The sequence below is a fragment of the Clostridium sp. genome (assembly GCF_047718555.1).
GTDB lineage: Bacteria > Bacillota > Clostridia > Clostridiales > Clostridiaceae > Clostridium_I.
Genome location: NZ_JBDNRK010000012.1, coordinates 65,263 through 86,413, shown reverse-complemented (window position 1 = coordinate 86,413; position 21,151 = coordinate 65,263). Strand labels below are relative to the sequence as shown.

12 protein-coding genes are annotated in these 21,151 nt (G+C 33.3%); 4 read left to right on the top strand and 8 right to left on the bottom strand.

The features are described from left to right. Positions 1 to 570: 570 nt before the first annotated feature. The 5 genes from adhE to ABF633_RS07220 all read right to left on the bottom strand — a co-directional run bounded on the left by adhE (position 571) and on the right by ABF633_RS07220 (position 10,077). On the bottom strand, positions 571 to 3,171 hold the full coding sequence (adhE, locus tag ABF633_RS07240; RefSeq protein ID WP_415522986.1) for a bifunctional acetaldehyde-CoA/alcohol dehydrogenase: 2,601 nt from the start codon (positions 3,169 to 3,171) through the stop codon (positions 571 to 573). Positions 3,172 to 3,547: 376 nt separating this feature from the next. Continuing rightward, positions 3,548 to 3,874, bottom strand: coding sequence for a hypothetical protein (locus ABF633_RS07235; RefSeq protein WP_415522985.1), 327 nt, complete (start codon positions 3,872 to 3,874; stop codon positions 3,548 to 3,550). A 195-nt stretch (positions 3,875 to 4,069) separates the two neighbouring features. Then, on the bottom strand, positions 4,070 to 7,594 hold the full coding sequence (locus tag ABF633_RS07230) for an Ig-like domain-containing protein (RefSeq protein WP_415522984.1): 3,525 nt from the start codon (positions 7,592 to 7,594) through the stop codon (positions 4,070 to 4,072). 254 nt (positions 7,595 to 7,848) lie between these two features. Further along, the gene (locus ABF633_RS07225) at positions 7,849 to 8,619 is read right to left on the bottom strand and encodes a TIGR03915 family putative DNA repair protein (RefSeq protein WP_415522983.1); all 771 of its coding nucleotides are present in this window, start codon (positions 8,617 to 8,619) and stop codon (positions 7,849 to 7,851) included. Between the two features lie 171 nt (positions 8,620 to 8,790). Continuing rightward, a complete protein-coding gene (locus ABF633_RS07220) occupies positions 8,791 to 10,077 on the bottom strand; it encodes a putative DNA modification/repair radical SAM protein (RefSeq protein ID WP_415522982.1) in 1,287 nt (428 codons plus the stop codon). A gap of 240 nt (positions 10,078 to 10,317) precedes the next feature. Between ABF633_RS07220 and ABF633_RS07215 the strand changes: the two genes are divergently transcribed. Further along, complete coding sequence (locus tag ABF633_RS07215; RefSeq protein WP_415522981.1) at positions 10,318 to 10,710, top strand: hypothetical protein; 393 nt, start codon at positions 10,318 to 10,320, stop codon at positions 10,708 to 10,710. A 172-nt stretch (positions 10,711 to 10,882) separates the two neighbouring features. On the opposite strand, the gene ABF633_RS07210 is transcribed toward ABF633_RS07215, so the two are convergent. Further along, positions 10,883 to 12,313, bottom strand: coding sequence for an MDR family MFS transporter (locus ABF633_RS07210; protein ID WP_415522980.1), 1,431 nt, complete (start codon positions 12,311 to 12,313; stop codon positions 10,883 to 10,885). A gap of 65 nt (positions 12,314 to 12,378) precedes the next feature. After that, positions 12,379 to 13,248 (bottom strand): TetR/AcrR family transcriptional regulator, encoded by an 870-nt coding sequence (locus ABF633_RS07205; RefSeq protein ID WP_415522979.1) that lies wholly within the window; start codon positions 13,246 to 13,248, stop codon positions 12,379 to 12,381. Positions 13,249 to 13,532: 284 nt separating this feature from the next. On the opposite strand from ABF633_RS07205, the gene ABF633_RS07200 reads away from it, so the two are divergent. From ABF633_RS07200 to ABF633_RS07190, 3 genes are all read left to right on the top strand, one after another. Continuing rightward, entirely contained in the window at positions 13,533 to 16,766 is a 3,234-nt protein-coding gene (locus tag ABF633_RS07200) for an Ig-like domain-containing protein (protein ID WP_415522978.1), read from the top strand. A 562-nt stretch (positions 16,767 to 17,328) separates the two neighbouring features. Beyond that, a complete protein-coding gene (locus ABF633_RS07195) occupies positions 17,329 to 17,622 on the top strand; it encodes a helix-turn-helix transcriptional regulator (protein WP_415522977.1) in 294 nt (97 codons plus the stop codon). A 31-nt stretch (positions 17,623 to 17,653) separates the two neighbouring features. Further along, positions 17,654 to 18,241 carry a sigma-70 family RNA polymerase sigma factor gene (locus ABF633_RS07190; RefSeq protein WP_415522976.1) on the top strand — a complete coding sequence of 196 codons (588 nt, stop codon included), beginning with the start codon at positions 17,654 to 17,656 and terminating at the stop codon, positions 18,239 to 18,241. A 167-nt stretch (positions 18,242 to 18,408) separates the two neighbouring features. Here the strand turns inward: ABF633_RS07190 and ABF633_RS07185 are convergent, their stop codons facing one another. Then, entirely contained in the window at positions 18,409 to 20,817 is a 2,409-nt protein-coding gene (locus ABF633_RS07185; protein WP_415522975.1) for a glycosyltransferase, read from the bottom strand. Positions 20,818 to 21,151 lie beyond the last annotated feature (334 nt).

The following is a 21,151-nucleotide window of genomic DNA, read 5'->3' as shown; positions in this document are numbered from 1 at the left end:
TTGATATTTTCTAAGTTAAGTCTTACAAATAATTCAACTATTCCTTAAAACTAAACCTCCACTTGGTAAAATTTGTTGGTAACAGAACCAGATGTAAGTCAAATATTTATGTCTACATTATACAAACGTTTACATTAACCACCACCACTCTAATTTTATTTCCATTAATATAATCTAGCAATTTATATGCCACACATATGTATCAAAATCATATTGAGTAAAATTAACGTATTTTTTAATTTTATTTAATGTAAGGCATATTCAAAAAATAACTAAGTCAGTATGCTAGTCTATTTTGAATCCTACTGCGTCAGCAGAACCCTCAGATAGCTCGCTATCTTCGGAACCTGCTTCCTTGTATGATTCAAAATATCCGTCGCATCTTTAACTTATTATTTATTTTCATATGCCTAAATAATACACTCTATTTTACTTTTCAAATACTGTATTATGTCCTTGATACAGTTTTAAGAATATTTTTTCAATTTTGATACATAAGTTTACAAAGGAAATAGAGGTATTAATGAAAAGAAAGAATTTTCATTAATACCCCTATTTTTTGCGAAAAACCTATTCAGTATATGTCTCATCTTTATCAAAAGCATTAATAAACATCTGCTTAATTTCACTTATTAATGGATATCTTGGGTTAGCCCCCGTACACTGGTCATCAAAGGCAAGTTCACACATCTTATCAAGTGTATCATAAAATTTCTTTTCTGAAACTCCTGCCTCTTTAATTGTCATTGGAAGATTTATTTTTTCCTTTAATTTATGAATGGCCTTGATTAAAAGTTCAACCTTTTCTTCATCTGTACTTCCGCCTAGACCTAGATAATCTGCAATTTTCCCATATCTCCATTTAGCGTTTGGATATTTATACTGAGGATAGGATGCCTGCTTTACAGGATTATCTACTGCATTAAATCTTATTACTTCTTCAATTAATAGTGCATTGGCAGTTCCATGGGCTATGTGGTGCTCTGCCCCTAATTTATGTGCCATGGAATGACATACTCCAAGGAAAGCGTTGGCAAAGGCCATTCCTGCCATGGTAGATGCATGTGCCATTTTTTCTCTTGCCTTTTCATTAGTGGTACCTTCTGAATATGCCTGTGGTAAGTATTTAAATATTAATCTTATAGCCTCCAGTGCCAATCCATTGGTATATTCTGATGCAAGTACCGAGGTATAAGATTCTATGCCGTGGATTAATGCATCTATACCGGATGCAGCTGTTAATCCTTTTGGCATGTTCATCATAAGTTCCGCATCTACTATTGCCATGTCTGGAGTTAATTCATAGTCCGCCAGTGGATATTTTACGCCTGTCTTTTCATCCGTTATTACAGCAAAAGGGGTAACCTCTGACCCTGTCCCAGCTGATGTTGCTACAGATATCATCATAGCTTTTTCTCCAAGCTTTGGAAAATTATATATTCTCTTTCTTATATCCATAAATCTCATGGCAAGATCTTCAAATCTTACCTCTGGATGTTCATACATTACCCACATTATTTTAGCTGCATCCATTGCAGATCCTCCGCCAAGAGATATTATTGTGTCTGGTTTAAAATTCATCATTTCTTCTGTGCCCTTTCTGGCTGTGGAAAGCGTTGGGTCTGGTTCTACTTCTGTAAATATTTTAAAATCAACCCCTATTTCTTCAAGTACTTTTGTAATGGAATCTGTATATCCAAGATTATAAAGTACTTTATCCGTTACTATAAATGCTCTCTTTTTATTTAAGTTCTTTAATTCCCTTAGCGCAAATTGAAGACATCCAAATTTGAAGTAAACCTTTTCAGGAACTCTAAACCAAAGCATATTCTCTCTCCTTTCAGCTACTCTTTTAATATTTAACAAATGCTTAGGTCCTACATTTTCCGATACTGAATTTCCTCCCCAGGAACCACAGCCCAGTGTAAAAGAAGGTGCTATTTTAAAGTTATATAAGTCTCCGCTTGCTCCCTGTGCTGTAGGTATATTTACAAAGGTTCTTACTGTTTTCATGGCGTTGCTGAATTTATCTATCTTATCTTTTGCCTTTATTACATCTGCATAGATTCCCGAAGTATGTCCAAGTCCTCCCAGATTAACAAGAGTCACAGCTTTTTCAAGGGCATCGTCAAAGTTTTCCGCTCTGTACATAGCTAAAACTGTAGACAATTTTTCATGGGCAAAGGGTTCTTCCTCTGTTAAAGAGGTAACCTCTCCTATAAGAATTCTTGCTGTTTCCGGTACTGTAATCCCTGACATTTCAGCTATTTTATATGCTGATTGACCTACTATTTTGGAGTTTATACTCCCATTTATAAAAATTGTATTTCTTACTTTGTCTATTTCATTTTCTTTAATTATATATGCCCCTCTTTCTTCAAACTCTTTTCTGACTTCATCATAGATAGAATCTAGAACTATTACTGACTGCTCTGAAGCACATATGACACCGTTATCAAAAGTCTTTGAAAGAATTATTGAGCTTACTGCCATCTTTATGTGTGCACTTTCATCAATGATAACAGGAGTGTTTCCTGGTCCAACTCCTATAGCTGGCTTACCAGATGAGTAGGCTGATTTAACCATAGATGGTCCCCCTGTAGCAAGAGTTATATCTGCTTCCTGCATTAATATCTGTGTAAGCTCAATTGACGGCTCATCTATCCATCCTATTATTCCCTCTGGAGCACCAGCTTTCACTGCTGCATCAAGTATTATTTTAGCTGCCGCTATAGTTGAATTCTTTGCTCTTGGATGTGGTGATAACATTATGGCATTTCTTGTTTTTAGTGATATCAATATTTTAAATATTGCCGTTGAAGTTGGATTAGTTGTTGGTATTACAGCTGCCACAATACCTATAGGCTCTGCAATTTTAGTTATGCCATAAGATTCGTCTGTTTCTATTACCCCGCAGGTTTTTTCATCTTTATATTGATTGTATATATACTCAGCTGCAAAATGATTCTTTATAACCTTATCTTCCACAAGTCCCATCCCAGTTTCTTCTACTGTCATTTTCGCCAGTGGTATTCTTGCGTCCAGTGCTGCCATAGCCGCCTCTCTAAAGATCTCATCAACTTGTTCTTGGGAAAATTCCGCAAAAATTTTTTGAGCTTTCTTCATTTCCTTTAATCTTAAATCTAACTCTTCAACATTACTGACTTTCATAAGATACACCTCTTTCTTAATTTTGTATATATTAAATTTAATTAAACTTACTATTATACAAATAAGTTTCACACACTGGTGTCTACATTTCTATTATCCAGCTTTGTTTGTTAAATGTCAATCAATTATTTGGTACTATTTGTATTTTATTATTCAATAATATTTGTTTTTGAGGCATATTTTTATATTATTTAATATTTACATGGTAATTACATTAAATATATTGTTAATTATTTAACTAAGATAGTGCCTTAACGGTAAAAAATTTCCTAAGGAAAAACAAAAAAAACGAATCCCTTTTGGATTTCGTTTTTATTGTTCTAAAAATAAATGAATTTCATAATATTGCTGAAATGCTGCTTATAATAAACTTTATTCAATTTCTCTCCAATACTTCTCTTATTTCTAATAATTGTGCCTCATCTGCATAAAGCATAAACTTGCCATTTTTACCAACAAAGCTCTTACCACATTGCTTTACGCTTTCCGGTATAGCATACCTAAATTCCGAACCTTTAAACTTTCTTATATAAAAAGACTGTAAATGAAAGCAATAAAATCTATATCCAATATAAGAAGTAAATTTTTCTCCCTTTTTCAATTCTGTATCTGCCAATTCCAAATCCTTAACTGGTCGACGCATCTTTAATAGTAATTTTATTATGGATCTGTTTAACTCTTTTAATTCTCCATCTGTTATCATATATTTCGTCCCCCAATTTATATTTATAAAAACATCAATAAGTATATTATATCTAAAATTCTCAGAAAGTTCATCCTAATTTTATATTTATTCGTAGAAAATACCCTTGAGATACATTACTCACCTCAAGGGCTCATCATTTACTAAAATTATATAATATTATATCCCAGAGGTGCAATATTTTCCAGTTGTTCACTAGTTTGATACTGTTATTTTCCTTCCACTTAAGCTTGTCTGCCAATTATTGTTGCCTGTTTCTCTTATTACTATGGTATGCCTTCCATTGGTAAGCTTAGTTGTGTCAAGATTATAGTGATAGCCGCTGTTTCCGTTGTTATAGGTTGGATATACCCTTTCTACATCCCATCTTCCATCTCCATAGCTGGCTGTTCCTACTACTGTTCCATCTACAAGCACTTCTACCTTCTTTACTCCATTTCCATCAAGGAACCATCCATTAATCATATTATTTCCGCTTATGGTCTGTCCCTCTAATGGGGTATCAATACAGCCTACAGGATTGTTTGATACTGTTATGCTTCTTCCGCTTAAACTAGTCTGAGAATTATTGCTGCCTGTTTCTCTTATTACTATAGTATGCTTTCCATCTTTTAGCTTCGTGGTATCAAGATTATAGTGATAGCCGCTGTTTCCATTGTTATAGGTTGGATATACCTTGGCCACATCTCCTCTTCCATCTCCATAGCTAGCTGTTCCCACTACATTTCCATCCACAAGTACTTCTATTTTATTTACTCCTGTGGAATCCAAAAACCAACCGCTAATCATGTTGCTTCCTGTTATGGTCTGTCCCTCTGCAGGCGTATCTATGCAGCCTATTACTGGATTAGCTACTGTTATATTTCTTGCACTTAAACTGGTCTGAGAATTATTGTTTCCCGTTTCCCTTATTACTATGGTATGTCTTCCATTAGTAAGCTTAGTTGTATCAAGACTATAGTGATAACCGCTGTTTCCGTTGTTATAGGTTGGATATACTCTTGCTACATCCCATCTTCCATCTCCATAGCTGGCTGTTCCTACTACTGTTCCATCTACAAGCACTTCTACCTTCTTTACTCCATTTCCATCAAGGAACCATCCATTAATCATATTATTTCCGCTTATGGTCTGTCCCTCTAATGGGGTATCAATACAGCCTACAGGATTGTTTGATACTGTTATGCTTCTTCCGCTTAAACTAGTCTGAGAATTATTGCTGCCTGTTTCTCTTATTACTATAGTATGCTTTCCATCTTTTAGCTTCGTGGTATCAAGATTATAGTGATAGCCGCTGTTTCCATTGTTATAGGTTGGATATACCTTGGCCACATCTCCTCTTCCATCTCCATAGCTAGCTGTTCCCACTACATTTCCATCCACAAGTACTTCTATTTTATTTACTCCTGTGGAATCCAAAAACCAACCGCTAATCATGTTGCTTCCTGTTATGGTCTGTCCCTCTGCAGGCGTATCTATGCAGCCTATTACTGGATTAGCTACTGTTATATTTCTTGCACTTAAACTGGTCTGAGAATTATTGTTTCCCGTTTCCCTTATTACTATGGTATGTCTTCCATTAGTAAGCTTAGTTGTATCAAGACTATAGTGATAACCGCTGTTTCCGTTGTTATAGGTTGGATATACTCTTGCTACATCCCATCTTCCATCTCCATAGCTAGCTGTTCCTACTACTGTTCCATCTACAAGCACGTCTACCTTCTTTACTCCATTTCCATCAAGGAACCAGCCATTAATCATATTATTTCCGCTTATGGTCTGTCCCTCTGATGGAGTATCAATGCAGCCTATAACTGGATAAATAGAATTCCATTTTGCATATAATGTTACACTAGAATTTTTTATATCAAAAGTGCTATTAGGTGAATAATCTATACCGCTTCCATCTTGTGCTGTATTCCAGCCTGCAAATCTATAGCCTGTTTTTACAAGGTTACCTGCATTACCAGATACAATTACCGTCTCCCCTGAAACATATGCTTTACTATCAATAGGTACATATCCCCCATTGCTGCCATTTCCATTATAGGTAACAGTATAATTTTCTGTATTTACACCGGATAAGGCACTAACCAATTTCCACACATCAACTGACCCTAATCCAGTCACCATATCATAACCTGGTGAAGAGGAATATTCGCCATTTGATCCACTAACAATATCATGAAATACTGATTGATTGGCCAATGAATACAACCTTGAATTTGCGAGTCCTATAGTCCCTAAGCCTTTACTTTCTCTACTCTGGTTAACTAAAGCAAATATAGCAGCCCATTCCGGAGCAGCCGCACTGGTACCTCCATACTGATACCAGTTTCCATTAGAATAAATGGTATATCCAGTATTAGGATCAGCATCAAGTGAAACATCTGGAATCATTCTGTGTCCATTATTTAAAGTGGTTATTCCCTGCTGCCATGATGGTGTTGAAAAAAATGAGCTGCTTCCGCCTCCACTACCATATCCAAAACCATCCACACCCCAGCCTGTTTCACTAGAAATTTCACCAGAACTATTATTTAACTTTAGCGTTGTTCCTCCAACAGCAGTAACATAAGGGTCTGTCGCGGGATAATTAATAACATTACTTCCATAGTCCCCTGAAGCTACTACAAAGGTCATTCCTTTCGCTGCACCCGCCATAAATAAGTTGTTCATTTCAGTTAACTCAGAAGGACTGTAGTATTGCTCTTCACTTCCCCAGGAATAACTTACTACATTAGCTTGTCCATCATCTACGATTTGTGTAAACAGATCCGTTTCTGTAGCTGTATCTGCACTAACTCCATCATAAACAAGTAATTGTGCTCCTGGAGCACTTGATAAGGCACACTCTATGTCCATTGTAGTTTCTTCAGAGCCAATTTCATCATATTGTGGAACACCACCCACATTTATAGTAGTAATAGCATTAGTTCCTTTAATGCCAAAGGTGTTAAGAAAATTATCTATATCACTTTTATTAAAAGAATTATAAGATGCTATAGCTAATTTAATACCCTTGCCATTAATATTATTTGCATAAGCAGATGTAAAATCATATGCTTTTTGTATTTGCCCTGGGGTAAAAGATGATGTACTTAATGATTGAGATTTTATTTGTTTATTGTAAGATGATGATGGTTTAAGCTTGAAATTATTGAGACCAGAAATATTTTGTACCAATCCTACTATATCAGCTGGTAGTTGTGGCTGGGTGCTATTGGCCAAAAAATTTACTCCATCTTTAGAATAATAATTTAGCTTTACTTTAAATGCCTTCTCTATATCCTGTACGGAGCCAGTGGCTTTAATTGTCATATGGCTATTGTAAGTTTTAGTAATTTTTAATCCATTGTTTTTTAAAAATTCAATAACCTCATTATTTGCACTTTCGCTAGGTAGAAAATTATTATTCATATCCTGAGCACTTACTACCCTTCCAGCTTTACCAACCTCATGCGCTGCTTTAATTTTCTGTTTCAGCTGATCCTTATTTCGAAATTTTAATCCTATTGTTATACTTAACTGCTTATTATCTTCCACATCCCCTAATTTTGTAACACCACTGCTGCTAAGTACAGGTAAAATATTACTGTCCTCCATGTACTTATAATTTTGATTTCCAGCTGTGCTAGCAAAAACTGGTTGCGAAATCATAAAAAGGCTTATAACTACCGCTAATATTTTGAAAGCTTTCAATCGATTGCCTTTTGTCATTTATTCACCTCCTATTACATTTATAAAAAGATAGTATCTCAACTATATTATACATAAAATTATCACAAAATTCATATTATAATTTTATTAAATTTCATCTTTTCCTGACTGAAAGGTTCAGACCTCCACCTCTAAGCGAAGCGAAGGTGGGATTTTCCAATCAGGTGGGCTGGGCTCCCCACCTGATTTACCGATGTTTCAACTTGCTGAAACGAGTTCACACTGGTCTGCAAATTATTGTTACCTGTTTCTCATTACTTTGGAAGAAACTTTTCTCCAGCACCAAACTCCGTCATATATTTCCAGTAACGCTTTGGCATATGAGTCATGCGGCATCTGGGATTATGGCGTCCTTCTACCTCAATGGTGTCATAAAAAAGCCTCCACAGTTTGCGAAAATGCAATTCCTCCTCATCTGCTTCTGGAATCTTAAGATCTTCAATGGGAATAATTGCAGGCTTGTGGAGTTGATATATTAGTGCCATACCATGAGTTTTATCATAAATTAAAAAGTATTCCTCTGGATATCTCTCACAAAAATGCTGCACCAGTAACGGCAGCACATAATTTTTAGGCTCTATTTCCGACACAAGTCCACCATTAAAAACAGAAAAACGAATAAACCCCTTCAGTAAATGACTTTCGTTATTCAAATGTTTTACTGCCTTAAATAGTCTATTTACTACATCGTCAGTAAGCATATCCATTACCTTACTTCCATAACGGTAACCTCTACGAAGAAACAAAAGTATGTATAATTCCTTTTGTGGAAGGCAAGTTAAAAAGGCATGACGCACAAAATCTAGAGCAGCAATGCTCATTTTTTTAGGTATAGAGCTAAGGACTCTAGTAGATTTCTGCAAGTCCGTTGAAATTTCCTTCATGGGAAGCAGCAGAGTTTGGGCTGCGCTGGACAGAATAATATCCATGGGAATTTCTTTTTTATCATAACTTTCAAATACACAGCACAGTAGTCCATCAAAGCTTCCATCATATTCATAAATGATATTTGATTTACTAAGCATTTTATCTATAATTCATCACCTTTTTTATTAATAATATATATCTTTTAATAGATTATATTCGTAATAGAATATTTATTGTAATTATTCTACATTAGTAACACTGTAAATGGTATAGCAGAAATTAGCTTACAGCTTTTTATGCTTTAATCATATATTAATTATTTGCTCAATTTAAGTTAGCATAAGTTCATCAAAAAAAGATAACTGCTCTGGCTTTTGTTGAAAATTCAAATTCTGTCTATACATGTCCAGTGTTTTTTCAGACATCAAAGACCTTAATACTGAATCCTCCGTTATTCTTACGCCCTCAGCAATTTTACCAGAACAGGTTATAAAATACTGCGCTCGTTTTAGTACAACTCCCATTTTCTTAAGATGTTGAAAATCAAGTCTAGAAGTACGTCGAGCGGTTACAATCCGCTTAGCACTGGTTACCCCAATACCTGGTACTCTCATCAAATCCATATAGTGTGCACGATTCACCTCCATAGGGAATATATCCATATGGTTTATTGCCCAGTTACATTTTGGATCTATATAGGGATTAAAACTCTGGTGATCCTTATCCAAAATCTCATTAGCCTTAAAGCCATAAAACCTGAGGAGCCAGTCAGCCTGATAAAGTCTGTGCTCCCTCAAAAGCGGAGGCTTAGTGCTTACCTCTGGCAGCACAGAATTCTCCGCAACTGGTATGTACGCAGAAAAGAAAACACGTTTAAGCTTATATTTTTTATAAAGACCTTCTGTTAAATTTAAAATTTGAAAATCCGTTTCTGGTGTAGCACCTACAATCATCTGTGTGCTCTGACCAGCAGGAGCAAATTTGGGTACATGCCGATATTTTATCAAATCCGTAGAGTTTTCATGTATTAAACTTTGAATATGTCCCATAGGCGCTAAAATGGAATGCTTTGACTTGTCCGGAGCCAAAAGCTTCAAGCTATTTTGTGATGGTAGCTCTATATTAACGCTCATTCTGTCTGCCAGCATCCCAAGAACTCTAATTAAATCCTTGTCCGCCCCCGGAATGGCCTTTGCATGAATATATCCGAAAAATCTGTACTCTTCTCTCAATATACGCAGAGTTTCAATCATTCTTTCACAGGTGTAATTGGGATTTTTAAGTACACCAGAACTAATAAAAAGGCCTTCAATGTAATTACGACGATAAAAATTCATAGTAAGATCTGCCAGTTCCCGTGGTGTAAATGAAGCCCTTGGGGTGGAATTTGAGCGGCGGTTCACACAATATTTGCAGTCATAGGCGCAGGCATTACTCATCAATACCTTTAAAAGGGAAATACATCGTCCATCCGCTGCGAAGCTGTGGCATATGCCACAGGCTGTAGAATTTCCCATACCTCCAGCTGCAGCCTTTTTATTTACCCCACTGGAAGTACATGCCACATCATATTTTGCTGCATCAGTGAGAATTTTCAGCTTATCAAAAATATCCACCTAAATCGTCTCCTTCCTATTATTATTCCCATAATATCACAGAACATACGTTCTTGTAAAGAAATGATATTAACATAGATAATATAAACAAATAAATTCATAATATATTTTATATTTATAATGAAATTGATAAAATAATGTGGTATAATGCTTATAATTTCATAAATATTATATAACTACATTATCATTTTATTACTTATTTTAATAATGAATATGAAAACTATAAAGGGGAAATTTATCATGCAGGAACATAAAATTATATTTCATATTAACGAACTTGACAAATGGAATTTATTATTAAAAGATGTTAATATTTTAGTAGATGCCTTAAATAATAAAAAATTTAAGATTGAAGTTCTAGCTACATCAGAGGCATTTGAATTTTACAATACCAACAAAAATTCAGATACAAATATCAAATTCATGAAGACTTTAAGCAATAAAGGTGTTAAATTCGTTGTAGGTAGAGACCACCTTACAAATCACAATATAAATACAGATAACTTAGTTAATTTTGTAGACACAGTTCCCGTTGAGTCTCTGGAGCTTATAAATAAACAAAGCGATGGATATATTTATCTGCAAGCTTGGGAGCCTTTTGCAAGCAATACCAATCGTTCCATCTTATGCTAAATCATCACTGTGATAAAATTTCAGCCACAATTTCCAGAATTTACACCCCAGGGGTGCAAATTTTCCCAAAAACAAATAACGCCGGTAGTTTTTACTATAGGCGTTATTCTTGTTGCTGCAATTTTATTAAACTATACATTACCTCTGGAAAAACTTACATTTCAGAGGTATTTTAATTTGCTTCTTCAAGCATTTCTTCATCTTCAATTGTCTTTTTATCACTCTTTAATAAGAAGACCATCAACACTGCAATAAGGGATATGACAGCGGCTATAATGAATGATGTATGCATTCCCGCTACCTGAGCATCAAGAGGATTTGCATATTTACCATTCTTGCCCCAGTTACTCATTATAGATATCAATACTGCTGTTCCCATGGAAGCACCAACTTGACGGAAGGTATTGTTCATGGCAGTACCATGAGCTATTAGTCTATTTGGAAGAGCATTGAGGCCAGCAGTTGTCAAAGGCATTAATATCAATGCTACCGATGCCATACGTACTGCATACACAATTACAATAAATGCAACTGATGTATTTAGATTCAGTGAAGAGAAAACAAAAGTTGTTATAGTTAACAGTCCTAGCCCCACAAAAGCCAATAATTTACTTCCTATTTTATCAAAAATCATACCTGCTACCGGAGACATAATTGCCATCACAACAGCACCTGGAAGCAGCATCAATCCTGAATGAAAAGCAGATATACCACGCATATTCTGTGTGTATATAGGTAATATGGTTTCTATTGCCATCATCATTGAAAATGCAATAGTACCAAGTACAGTCGTTAACGTAAAGATTCCATTTTTTAACACTTTAAACTCCAGTATAGGAGATTTTATTTTTAGTTGTCTCCACACAAATGATAATAGACTAATTATACCAACAGCAAGTGTTGTAATTACCCATTTATCTGACCATCCATCTGCACCGGCAGTGCTGAATCCGTATAGTATTCCCCCAAATCCCAAAACAGAGAGAATAACTGACAGAATATCTAATTTACTTTCCCTTTGCTCAGTTACATTTTTAAGTATAAATAAAGATACAATCAAATCAATTACTGCAATAGGTAAAATGATATAGAATAAATAATTCCATGAAAAACTGTCTATAATCCATCCGCTTAGAGTGGGCCCTATAGCTGGTGCAAATGAAATTACAAGACCCACCATTCCCATAGCTGCACCACGTTTTTCCTTTGGAAAAATAATAATGAATACAGTCTGCATAAGGGGCATCATGGCACCAGCACCTACAGCCTGCAGAATACGGGCAATTAATAAAGTTGTAAAATTAGGTGACACTGCTGCTATTAAAGTACCAACACTAAAAATACCCATTGAAAATACGAATAAAGCACGTGTTGAATATCTTTCAATTAGAAAAGCCGTTATTGGAATAAATATTCCATTTACAAGCATAAAAGCTGTTGTAAGCCATTGAGCTTTATCTGCTGTGATATTAAAACTTCTCATAATATGAGGTAAAGCTGTAACAAGCAAAGTCTGATTTAAAATTGTCACAAAGGCACCAATAATAAATACAAGGACAATTGCAGTACGATTGCTTGGCTTTAATGATGTTGTATTATTCATTGAAAATCTCCCCTTTTAAATATGGCACATTCAAACAAATGACTAGTCATTATGCTAGCTTATTTTCATATGCCTAATGTTTTCAGTTTACTGATTATTGGCTTAAGGTTATCAATTTCATTTAGATAGCCTAGTAGAGAATCTACTAAATAAATTGCCTTTGTTTCTTTGGAAAGTTCCTTACTAAGATGCTTTAAAGCAGCTAATGCTTCCTTTTTTCTTGTATCACGGTCTGGAAGATTATTTAATTTATCTTCAATATCTGATAAATATTTTTCAATTATATCCTGTTCAAAGATATCTTCATTTTTCTCGTAATTAAATTTGTTATTCATCTTCTCTTCATCAAATAGAGCAGGTCTGCTTTGTTTATCCTTAACCAGTACATCTAAATTTTTCTTTATCTCCTGAACAATTTGCTCCGTAGTTACTATTGATTTATTATCTATCATGATTTGTGTAAGCATATTTACACTTCCAATAAGTATAAAGGTTAAATCCCATACAATATTTAGAACATCCTCTCCATAGTATTGAAGTAAATTATTTTTATTCCAGTTCATAATTGTATATCTTACAAATTCTATATGCTTTTTTATCTCTGTACAATCAACAGAGGATGATGTAAAAATAAGCATTTTAGAAAGCTCTTTGTTTTCTATATAGGATTCAATTTCATAATAAATCTTTGCTTTAAACTTTTCTTCATCACTCATATCTGCTTTAGAATCAATAATTGAAGACTCATGTATCATCTGCCGAAGATTGTATTCAAGCAGCTTTCTCAACAATTCATTTTTGGATTCAAAGAATTTATAAATGGAAGCTTTCGACATAGTACAAGTTTCAGCTATACACTGCATTGATACATTATTATATCCATGTTCTGAAAAAAGTTTTTTTGCCTCTAAAAGAATCTTTGTACGTTTTTCCATATATATTTTCACCTCTTAAAACCATTTGGTTTTATAAAAACTCATTGGTTTTCTATATCATTATATAATTTATTTATAATAAAATCAAGACTAAAATTACTATGACCCCTTCAGTGTAATTCCATAGATAATTTCGAAAATTTACATCCCCGGGATATTCATAGATTCATAAAAAAGTTTATCTTTCTGTAACAAACCCTATAAAAATTTGTGATAATATATACATATAAATGACATTAAAAGCATTTCAATGTCATTTTAATACTTTATGTAAGGGGGATAATATGAACAGGAAAAAAATATGTGCAATAATTTTGGCTTTCAGTATTGGAAGTACATTATTTTTGTCAAAAGATTATTTATTAGGAACAACAAACAGCGTTTACGCTGCAACTATCAATGAAAATCTATCACCAATAACAGATATAGACTTCCCAAAAGCCAACAGTAATAACAGTAATTCTATATTTGTAGCTGGTTGGGCATTAAATAAATCTGGTGTGAAGCAGGTTGAAATACTTGTAGATGGACAATTTAAAGGTAATGCAAATATAGGTAAAGCAAGACCAGATGTGGAAAAAATATTTTCTGCATATGGACAAGCTAACAGCGGCTATTCCTACACTATAGATTTCAATTCCATTGGAGCAGGATCCCATACTTTATCTGTACAAGCTATAGGTAATGATGGCACAACAAATTTAAATTCAGTAAAAATAAATGTAAATAAGCCTGCACCTTTAATATGTGTGGATGTTCCTCACAGTGGAGATGCTGCCTTAAATCAAGCTACCATAGCAGGCTGGTCCTTAAATGCCTCTAAAGTGTCCAGTGTAGACATACTTGTAGACGGCACTAAAGTGGGAAATGCAGTTTTGGGCACAGCAAGACCGGATGTAGCTAAGGTCTTTCCAGGCTATAATGATGGAACAAGTGGTTTTACTTATACTTTAGATACAAGTAAATTATCTCATAAAGCGCATACCATAACTGTACAGTCTAACGGTAATGATGGAAGCTCTGCCATACAAAATTTCACAATAAACAGGCCTTCAAATATTACAACTATAGACACTCCAAAAGGTTCAATTAGTGGAAGCGCCGCCAATGTGGATGTAGCTGGCTGGGCACTGAATCCTTCTGGAGTAAAACAAGTTAATATTCTAGTGGATGGTACACCTGCAGGTACAGCATCCCTTGGAGACTCAAGATCTGACGTAGCTAAGGTTTTCCCTCAATATCAAAACAGCACAAGCGGATACCATTATACTTTAAATACTTCTGCTATTGAAGGTGGCAAACATACCATAACTGTACAAGCAGTTGGTAACGATGGAACTGTGGAGCAAAACAATTCAACCATAGATTTTAATAAACCACTACCTATCATGTGCCTGGATACTATAAAAAATGGTGCCAACGCTCTAAATTCTCTGCCAATAAACGGATGGGCACTAAACGTTTCAGGCTTAAAACAGGTAGAGATATCTGTTGATGATAATAAAGTGGGCACTGCAGATATAGGTACAGCAAGACCAGATGTAGCTAAAGTGTTTCCAGACTATAGCCAAAACAATAGTGGATTCAACTATACTCTTGATACAGGTAAATTAACTGCTGGAAACCATAAAATAACAGTAAAAGCCACTGGAAATGACGGCACTACTTCTTCTCAAAATGTTACAATATACAGACCAGCTGCTATGACTGACATAGATTTTCCTCAAAATGGTTTGCTGTTTAAAGGAAACAGTACTAATATAGGCGGTTGGGCATTGAATCCTTCTGGAGTTAAGCAGGTTAATATATTGGTTGATAGTAAGCAGATAGGTACAGCAGCTATAGGAGATGGAAGACCAGATGTGGCTAAAGTGTTCCCTCAGTATAATGACACTAAAAGCGGATATCACTATACTCTAGATACTTCCACTATTGGAGGCGGAAAACACACAATAACTGTGCAGGCAGTAGGCAATGATGGTTCTGTACAAGCTAGCAGCATTACTATTACAAGACCAGATAGCCTGCTAACTATAGATTCTCCTCAGGTAAATCAAAGCTTTGACAATCAAAAGAGTGTTAATATAGGAGGTTGGGCACTAGACATTACAGGCGTAAAACAGGTATCTATAGTTGTAGATACTCAGCCAGCTGTAAACATAACTCCTGGAGTTCCAAGGCAAGATGTATACAACGCTTATCCAGATTACAATAATAAAAATAGCGGTTATAATTATACTTTAGATCTTACCAAATTAGGAACCGGTACTCATACCATAACTGTAACCAGCACGGGAAACAGTGGACAGACAGTATCATCAAGCAGAACAATAAAAGTGAATAATCCATTACTGATTCCTGTAACATCAGTAAGCTTAAATAAAACTACAGATAATTTAACAGTGGGTGATACAGATACCCTTACAGCCACTGCAGCACCATCAAATGCCACAAATAAAGCTGTCACATGGGCATCTTCCAATAGCTCTGTTGCAACAGTAGACTCTACAGGAAAGGTAACTGCTGTAGCTGCAGGAACTGCTGCAATTACAGCAACAACTGCAGATGGAAGCAAAACTGCAAATTGTACTGTTACTGTTAATAATGAAAAAGGCTATGTAAATAATGCTTATCTTAATGTAAGATCAGCCCCAACCCTAGATGCAAACAACATTGTAGGAACTCTATATGACTATCAAAACATTAACATCTTAGACAGAGTAACTGATAGTGCTGATAATATTACATGGGATAAAATTACTTATAATAATGCTACTGCCTATGTATCTGATGCCTATATACAACACTATACTTCTCCTCCAGATAATGTAGTTAATATTGCTGCAAATATAACCAAGCAATTTGAAGTTGGGGCTTCTAATCAGATTGAAGGAAATTTTGACGGTGAAGGTTTATCTCTTGGATATCTTCAGTGGTGCATAGGTCAGGGTACTCTTCAGCCTCTTCTTAACAGAATGGATAGTCAATACAACAGTGAAATGAAAAGTATTTTTGGTACTAATTATGATTCCATCCACAAAATGCTGCAAGACACTCAGGCTAATCAACTTAACTGGGCTAAGAGCATTAATGATTCCTCAAATAATATTACGAGCTCCTGGCATTCACAGCTTGTAAATTTAACTAATAATCAGGATTTCATAGGTATTGAAAAAGATGCACAGGTGTATACAGTACATCAGGCAATGCTTATATGTGATAAATACAAGTTAAATACCGTAAGAGGCTTTGCTCTTGCCTTTGATATTGTCAACCAAGATGGCGGTATATCCACAGCTGCTCAGGAGATTATAGCTAGTACTTATGTTACAAATCCTAATATGAGTGAAAAAGACCTTCTCAGTGTTATTGCAAATGCCGTAGCAAGTACTTCAACTACTAATTCCAGTGATATTCTGTCCAGAAAAATGGCTATAATTAACGGTCAGGGAACTGTTCATGTAATTAATCTTAACCTGGATTTAAATTACGGCTTAAGTGATAATTTGTGGAGATAAACAAATTTAAATATATTCCTTAAAACAAAGTCATGGCTATTAAAATAAGCTACTTCATCCATGTAAACTGAATAGTTATAATTATCATCACAACTATAAAAGATTGATATAATTCAGATGTAATTTTTTCTGATTATATCAATCTTTTTCTATGTAATAAACTTTCTAAAAAATAGCTGCACAATTATTTTTTTCAATATTTAAAAATATAAGTGATGCTTAAACTATATCTACTGTATGGGTTTACATCGCAACTGTATAAACAATGCTTCAACTGTATCTGCTGGAGTAACTGACACCATAGCCGTGAAATTATTTAAATTCTAAATAGAAAAATAGTGTATTTGAATATGGTAAAATATCATAAAATATGACATTTTATATGTAAATAAAAGATAAGAATCAATCTATTGAGAAAATAAAGAATAATTAGACAAATTAGACTTTTTTATTCAAAATTAGCGATTTACAATTTATACCATTAAATATTATAGTATCATCAATGAACATAAAGTTTATGAGCATAAAACAAAAACTTATTAATAAAGTGAGGATGATCTATATGTTTAATTTACTGGCTAAAATACTAGCTGATTCTAAATGGAATATGAGAATGCTGCTTTTAAGAAAAAGCCTAAAATGGACACAAAAGGAGGCTGCCGAAAGATGTGCCACAAACCATAGAACATATTGCAATTGGGAAAATGCGGTAAACACCCCACGAGAAAGCTCTCAAAAAAGTATAGCAAAAGCTTTTGGAGTTAAAGTAGAAGATTTATTTTCAGATATTCCTAAAAAAAGTATAGTTTTAATAATTATAAGCAGTTTAATAAATCACCTGGGTAATTTCAGTTAATGGAAATAATTTATTATAAGGGGTGTTAATCATGGAACAATCTATTAAAAATACAGATACATCAAAACTCACCAAAGCTGATATGGAGACACTAGTTAAAAGTGCCCGAAATGGAAGTAATGAATCTATGGAGATAATTCTAAATAAATTCAACTATTTTATAATAAAACATGCGGGAAAATACATAGTACCTTCTCACGATTTTGATGACCTTATCCAACATGGTTTTCTATCCATAATAAAAGCTGTATATCTTTATAAACTTGGAAGCAACAATTTTACCACCTATTGTACCAATGCAATTATAAATAATTATAAAGCTCTTTTAAAAGGCCATATAAAACACTTTAGAGAAGTTCAAAATGAGGCCATTCTAGGCTTACAGGTATACGATTTTACTTTGGAAGATGAGGTTATTGCCTATGATGAAACAAAACGCATTATGGAAGCTTTGGACAAGCTTCCTACCCAAGAAAGAAATATAGTCTCCGGAGTATATATTCAGCGTAGACCTCTTACAGAAGTGGCTGCTACCTATGACATTAACTATAGGAAAGCAGTGGAAATAAAGAAAAAAGCACTTAATAGACTAAGGCAGCTTCTAGCAGGAAATAATTAACTCCAGTGACGGGGTAACTTACCCCTATCAGTATAAAAATTGGAAAATATTACACCCCAAAGGTGCAATATTTTCCAAATCCATATGTGCCATTCTTACGGCTTTTAAAAAGTCTAAAAAGGACAATTAATGCAATAAAAATATACACTGCTAAAGCTAGATATCCCTCAGTTATGGCTATTCACTAATTTTTTCTTCATTTCAGTAAGTTCCTCATACATTTTTATTATAACAATTTTTTCATTATTTAATTTTAATATATTCTTTAATACCTCATCTATTGATAAATCTGCATAAGACTTATTAGTTTTATTAAGACTGCTGATACTAATTTCTTCTTTGGCAGCTTCTATTGGTTTATTATTTATTACATTCTTTTCATTTACCACTTCACTATTTGTTAAATATGATATATTCATTTTAGTCTCTGAGTTAGAAAATGCATTTACAGCTACATTGTTCACAAATATATCATCATCTCTTTCATGTTCAATTAAATTATTGCTTTCAGCAGAATTTAATTTTCTATAAGTTAATTTTTTATTTTCTACATTGTAATATCCATTTTCATCTGCAAATATAAATTTAATGATATTCAAATATTGCTTCTCTGATAAATTAACAAATCTACAGCCAAAACTATTTTCATTACACCTTATTATTCTAGAAAAAGCATAATTTTTACCTATCATTACTTTTATAATATCTCCTATATCTAAATTATCTATTTTATTATTACTAATACTAATACCGATCCCTGAATCACTTATATTTTTAATAGTACAATTCATGCTTTGTGAATTTGCTAATATCAATGTACTTTCACCGTTAACTATTTTTCTTTCAGATTTTCGGTATCTAGGCTTCTCTAAAGATAATAACATAATCATTATCATACCAATAAGATTGTAACTAGCCCATGCTATATTTATAATCAATGACTCTTTAAGTGCCACTGAATTAGTATTCATTAATTTATTTAAGCTTATTCCAAATCCAAAAACAGTTGCTATAAACAATATTAGTTGAGGCAGCAATAAATTCCAGCTTACAAATATATTTTTCTTTATATTACCCTTCAAAGTAACATTAAACTTTAGTTCTTTAGAAAATATAAGCTCTGATAAAGAAGCTAATGCTAAAAATGGTGCTGTAGCAGATTCATATATATGGGTAAGAATTAAAGATCTATATTTTGATGAATGGGACTTAAACATTAAAATATAAGACATATATGAAGGAACAAAAAACTGCAATAATTGCATTGTATTAGCTTTTATTATCAAAGTACCAGCTAACAAATATATGATTGGACACAACATATAAATCATTTTTAATACACCTGAATACCAATATAGAATACCGCTAAAATATAATAATCTCTGAATAGGTGTTAAGCCCTTCATAATCAAAGGATTCCATTTTTTTGACACTTGAATATTACCTCTACACCATCTTTTCCTTTGTTTTGCAAAATCTTTATAATATTCAGCTGATAATCCTATTGCCAATACCTCATTTACAAATATTGATTTATAACCTTTTGCCTGCAGTATCATTCCCGTTGCCATATCTTCTGTAATACTGCCTGTTGGTATGCCTCCTATATCATCTATAGCTTGTCTACTAAATAATGCATTTGTACCCACATGAAATAATGCATTATATCTAGCTCTACCAGCTTGTACCTCTCTCATGAAAAAGTCTTGCTCATTTGGAATCTTATTGTCCAAATTCAAATTATATTGAAAAGGATCTGGATTATAAAAAACTTGTGGTGACTGAATAAATCCTACATTGTTATCTTTAAAATATCCCACCATTTTTTCCAAATAATTAGGTTTAGGAATCATATCTGCATCTAATACAGAAAATAACTCCCCTTTACAATAGTTTGATAAAGCATTATTAATATTACCTGCTTTTGCAGAATCATTGTTATCTCTGGTTACATAATGTATATTGAAGAATTCAGCTAATTTTTTAATCTCATCTCTATGTCCATCATCACATATATAGATATTTAACAGATTGGATGGATATTCAATGTTTAGACATCCTGCAATAGTTTTTCTTAAAATATATGACGGTTCGTTATATGTCATGATTAAGACATCTATAGTAGGAAGTCTGTTTAAATCACTCATCTTCATTTCTTTAAGTTTATAAGGCTTATAAAATAGTACACTGTAGATTACAGACTGAAAAAAGCCTATTAATTCAGCTATTATAAGCATAACACCTAAAATCATACCCAATTTATTACTTGTAGGTATAGTATATTTAATCCTCCAAAACATGTAAATTAGATTAAAAGCAATAATAGTAATAACAAATAAAAGCTTTATTTTAGTAGATTTCTTTATTATTATATACAGCAAAAATAACCATATAATTTCAAGAAAGAATATACTTACCTTATGATTTACAAATATACAAGCCACGTAATTATCAAGAAAATATTGTACATCGTGCAAAAAAATATAGGCATAATTTAAATAGAAGTATATTGCTGCTCCAGAAAATATAAATATGCTTAGCAGGGTAATAGTATTAATTAATTTTGACCGTTTCACATTAAAACACCATCCTTATTTTTAATCAATATATAAACATTTGTATCTTTGTATAATATATTTACTAGACAGCACTTTAATACCAAATATTAAAAATATTATTGACTAAATTTAGTTACATAAGATAAAGGATTTTTAATATAAAGCAATACTCTTCTATTTTTTTAATTCCTACTACTAAGCTTTTCACGAAAAAGAGAATACTTACAAACTAGTATTCTCCTTAGACGCAATATTACTATTGTTTTATGTTTTAATCTTATAGAAAATTCAATTGAATTTGAATAAATATTTCTTTTTAGTTAATTCTCCATTGATGCATTGAAGCTACCTT

Excerpts from the sequence above, each read along its gene's own strand:
- adhE (WP_415522986.1), bottom strand. The coding sequence starts at position 3,171 with ATGAAAGTCAGTAATGTTGAAGAGTTAGATTTAAGATTAAAGGAAATG.
- ABF633_RS07235 (WP_415522985.1), bottom strand. The coding sequence starts at position 3,874 with ATGATAACAGATGGAGAATTAAAAGAGTTAAACAGATCCATAATAAAA.
- ABF633_RS07230 (WP_415522984.1), bottom strand. The coding sequence starts at position 7,594 with ATGACAAAAGGCAATCGATTGAAAGCTTTCAAAATATTAGCGGTAGTT.
- ABF633_RS07225 (WP_415522983.1), bottom strand. The coding sequence starts at position 8,619 with ATGCTTAGTAAATCAAATATCATTTATGAATATGATGGAAGCTTTGAT.
- ABF633_RS07215 (WP_415522981.1), top strand. The coding sequence starts at position 10,318 with ATGCAGGAACATAAAATTATATTTCATATTAACGAACTTGACAAATGG.
- ABF633_RS07210 (WP_415522980.1), bottom strand. The coding sequence starts at position 12,313 with ATGAATAATACAACATCATTAAAGCCAAGCAATCGTACTGCAATTGTC.
- ABF633_RS07205 (WP_415522979.1), bottom strand. The coding sequence starts at position 13,248 with ATGGAAAAACGTACAAAGATTCTTTTAGAGGCAAAAAAACTTTTTTCA.
- ABF633_RS07200 (WP_415522978.1), top strand. The coding sequence starts at position 13,533 with ATGAACAGGAAAAAAATATGTGCAATAATTTTGGCTTTCAGTATTGGA.
- ABF633_RS07195 (WP_415522977.1), top strand. The coding sequence starts at position 17,329 with ATGTTTAATTTACTGGCTAAAATACTAGCTGATTCTAAATGGAATATG.
- ABF633_RS07190 (WP_415522976.1), top strand. The coding sequence starts at position 17,654 with ATGGAACAATCTATTAAAAATACAGATACATCAAAACTCACCAAAGCT.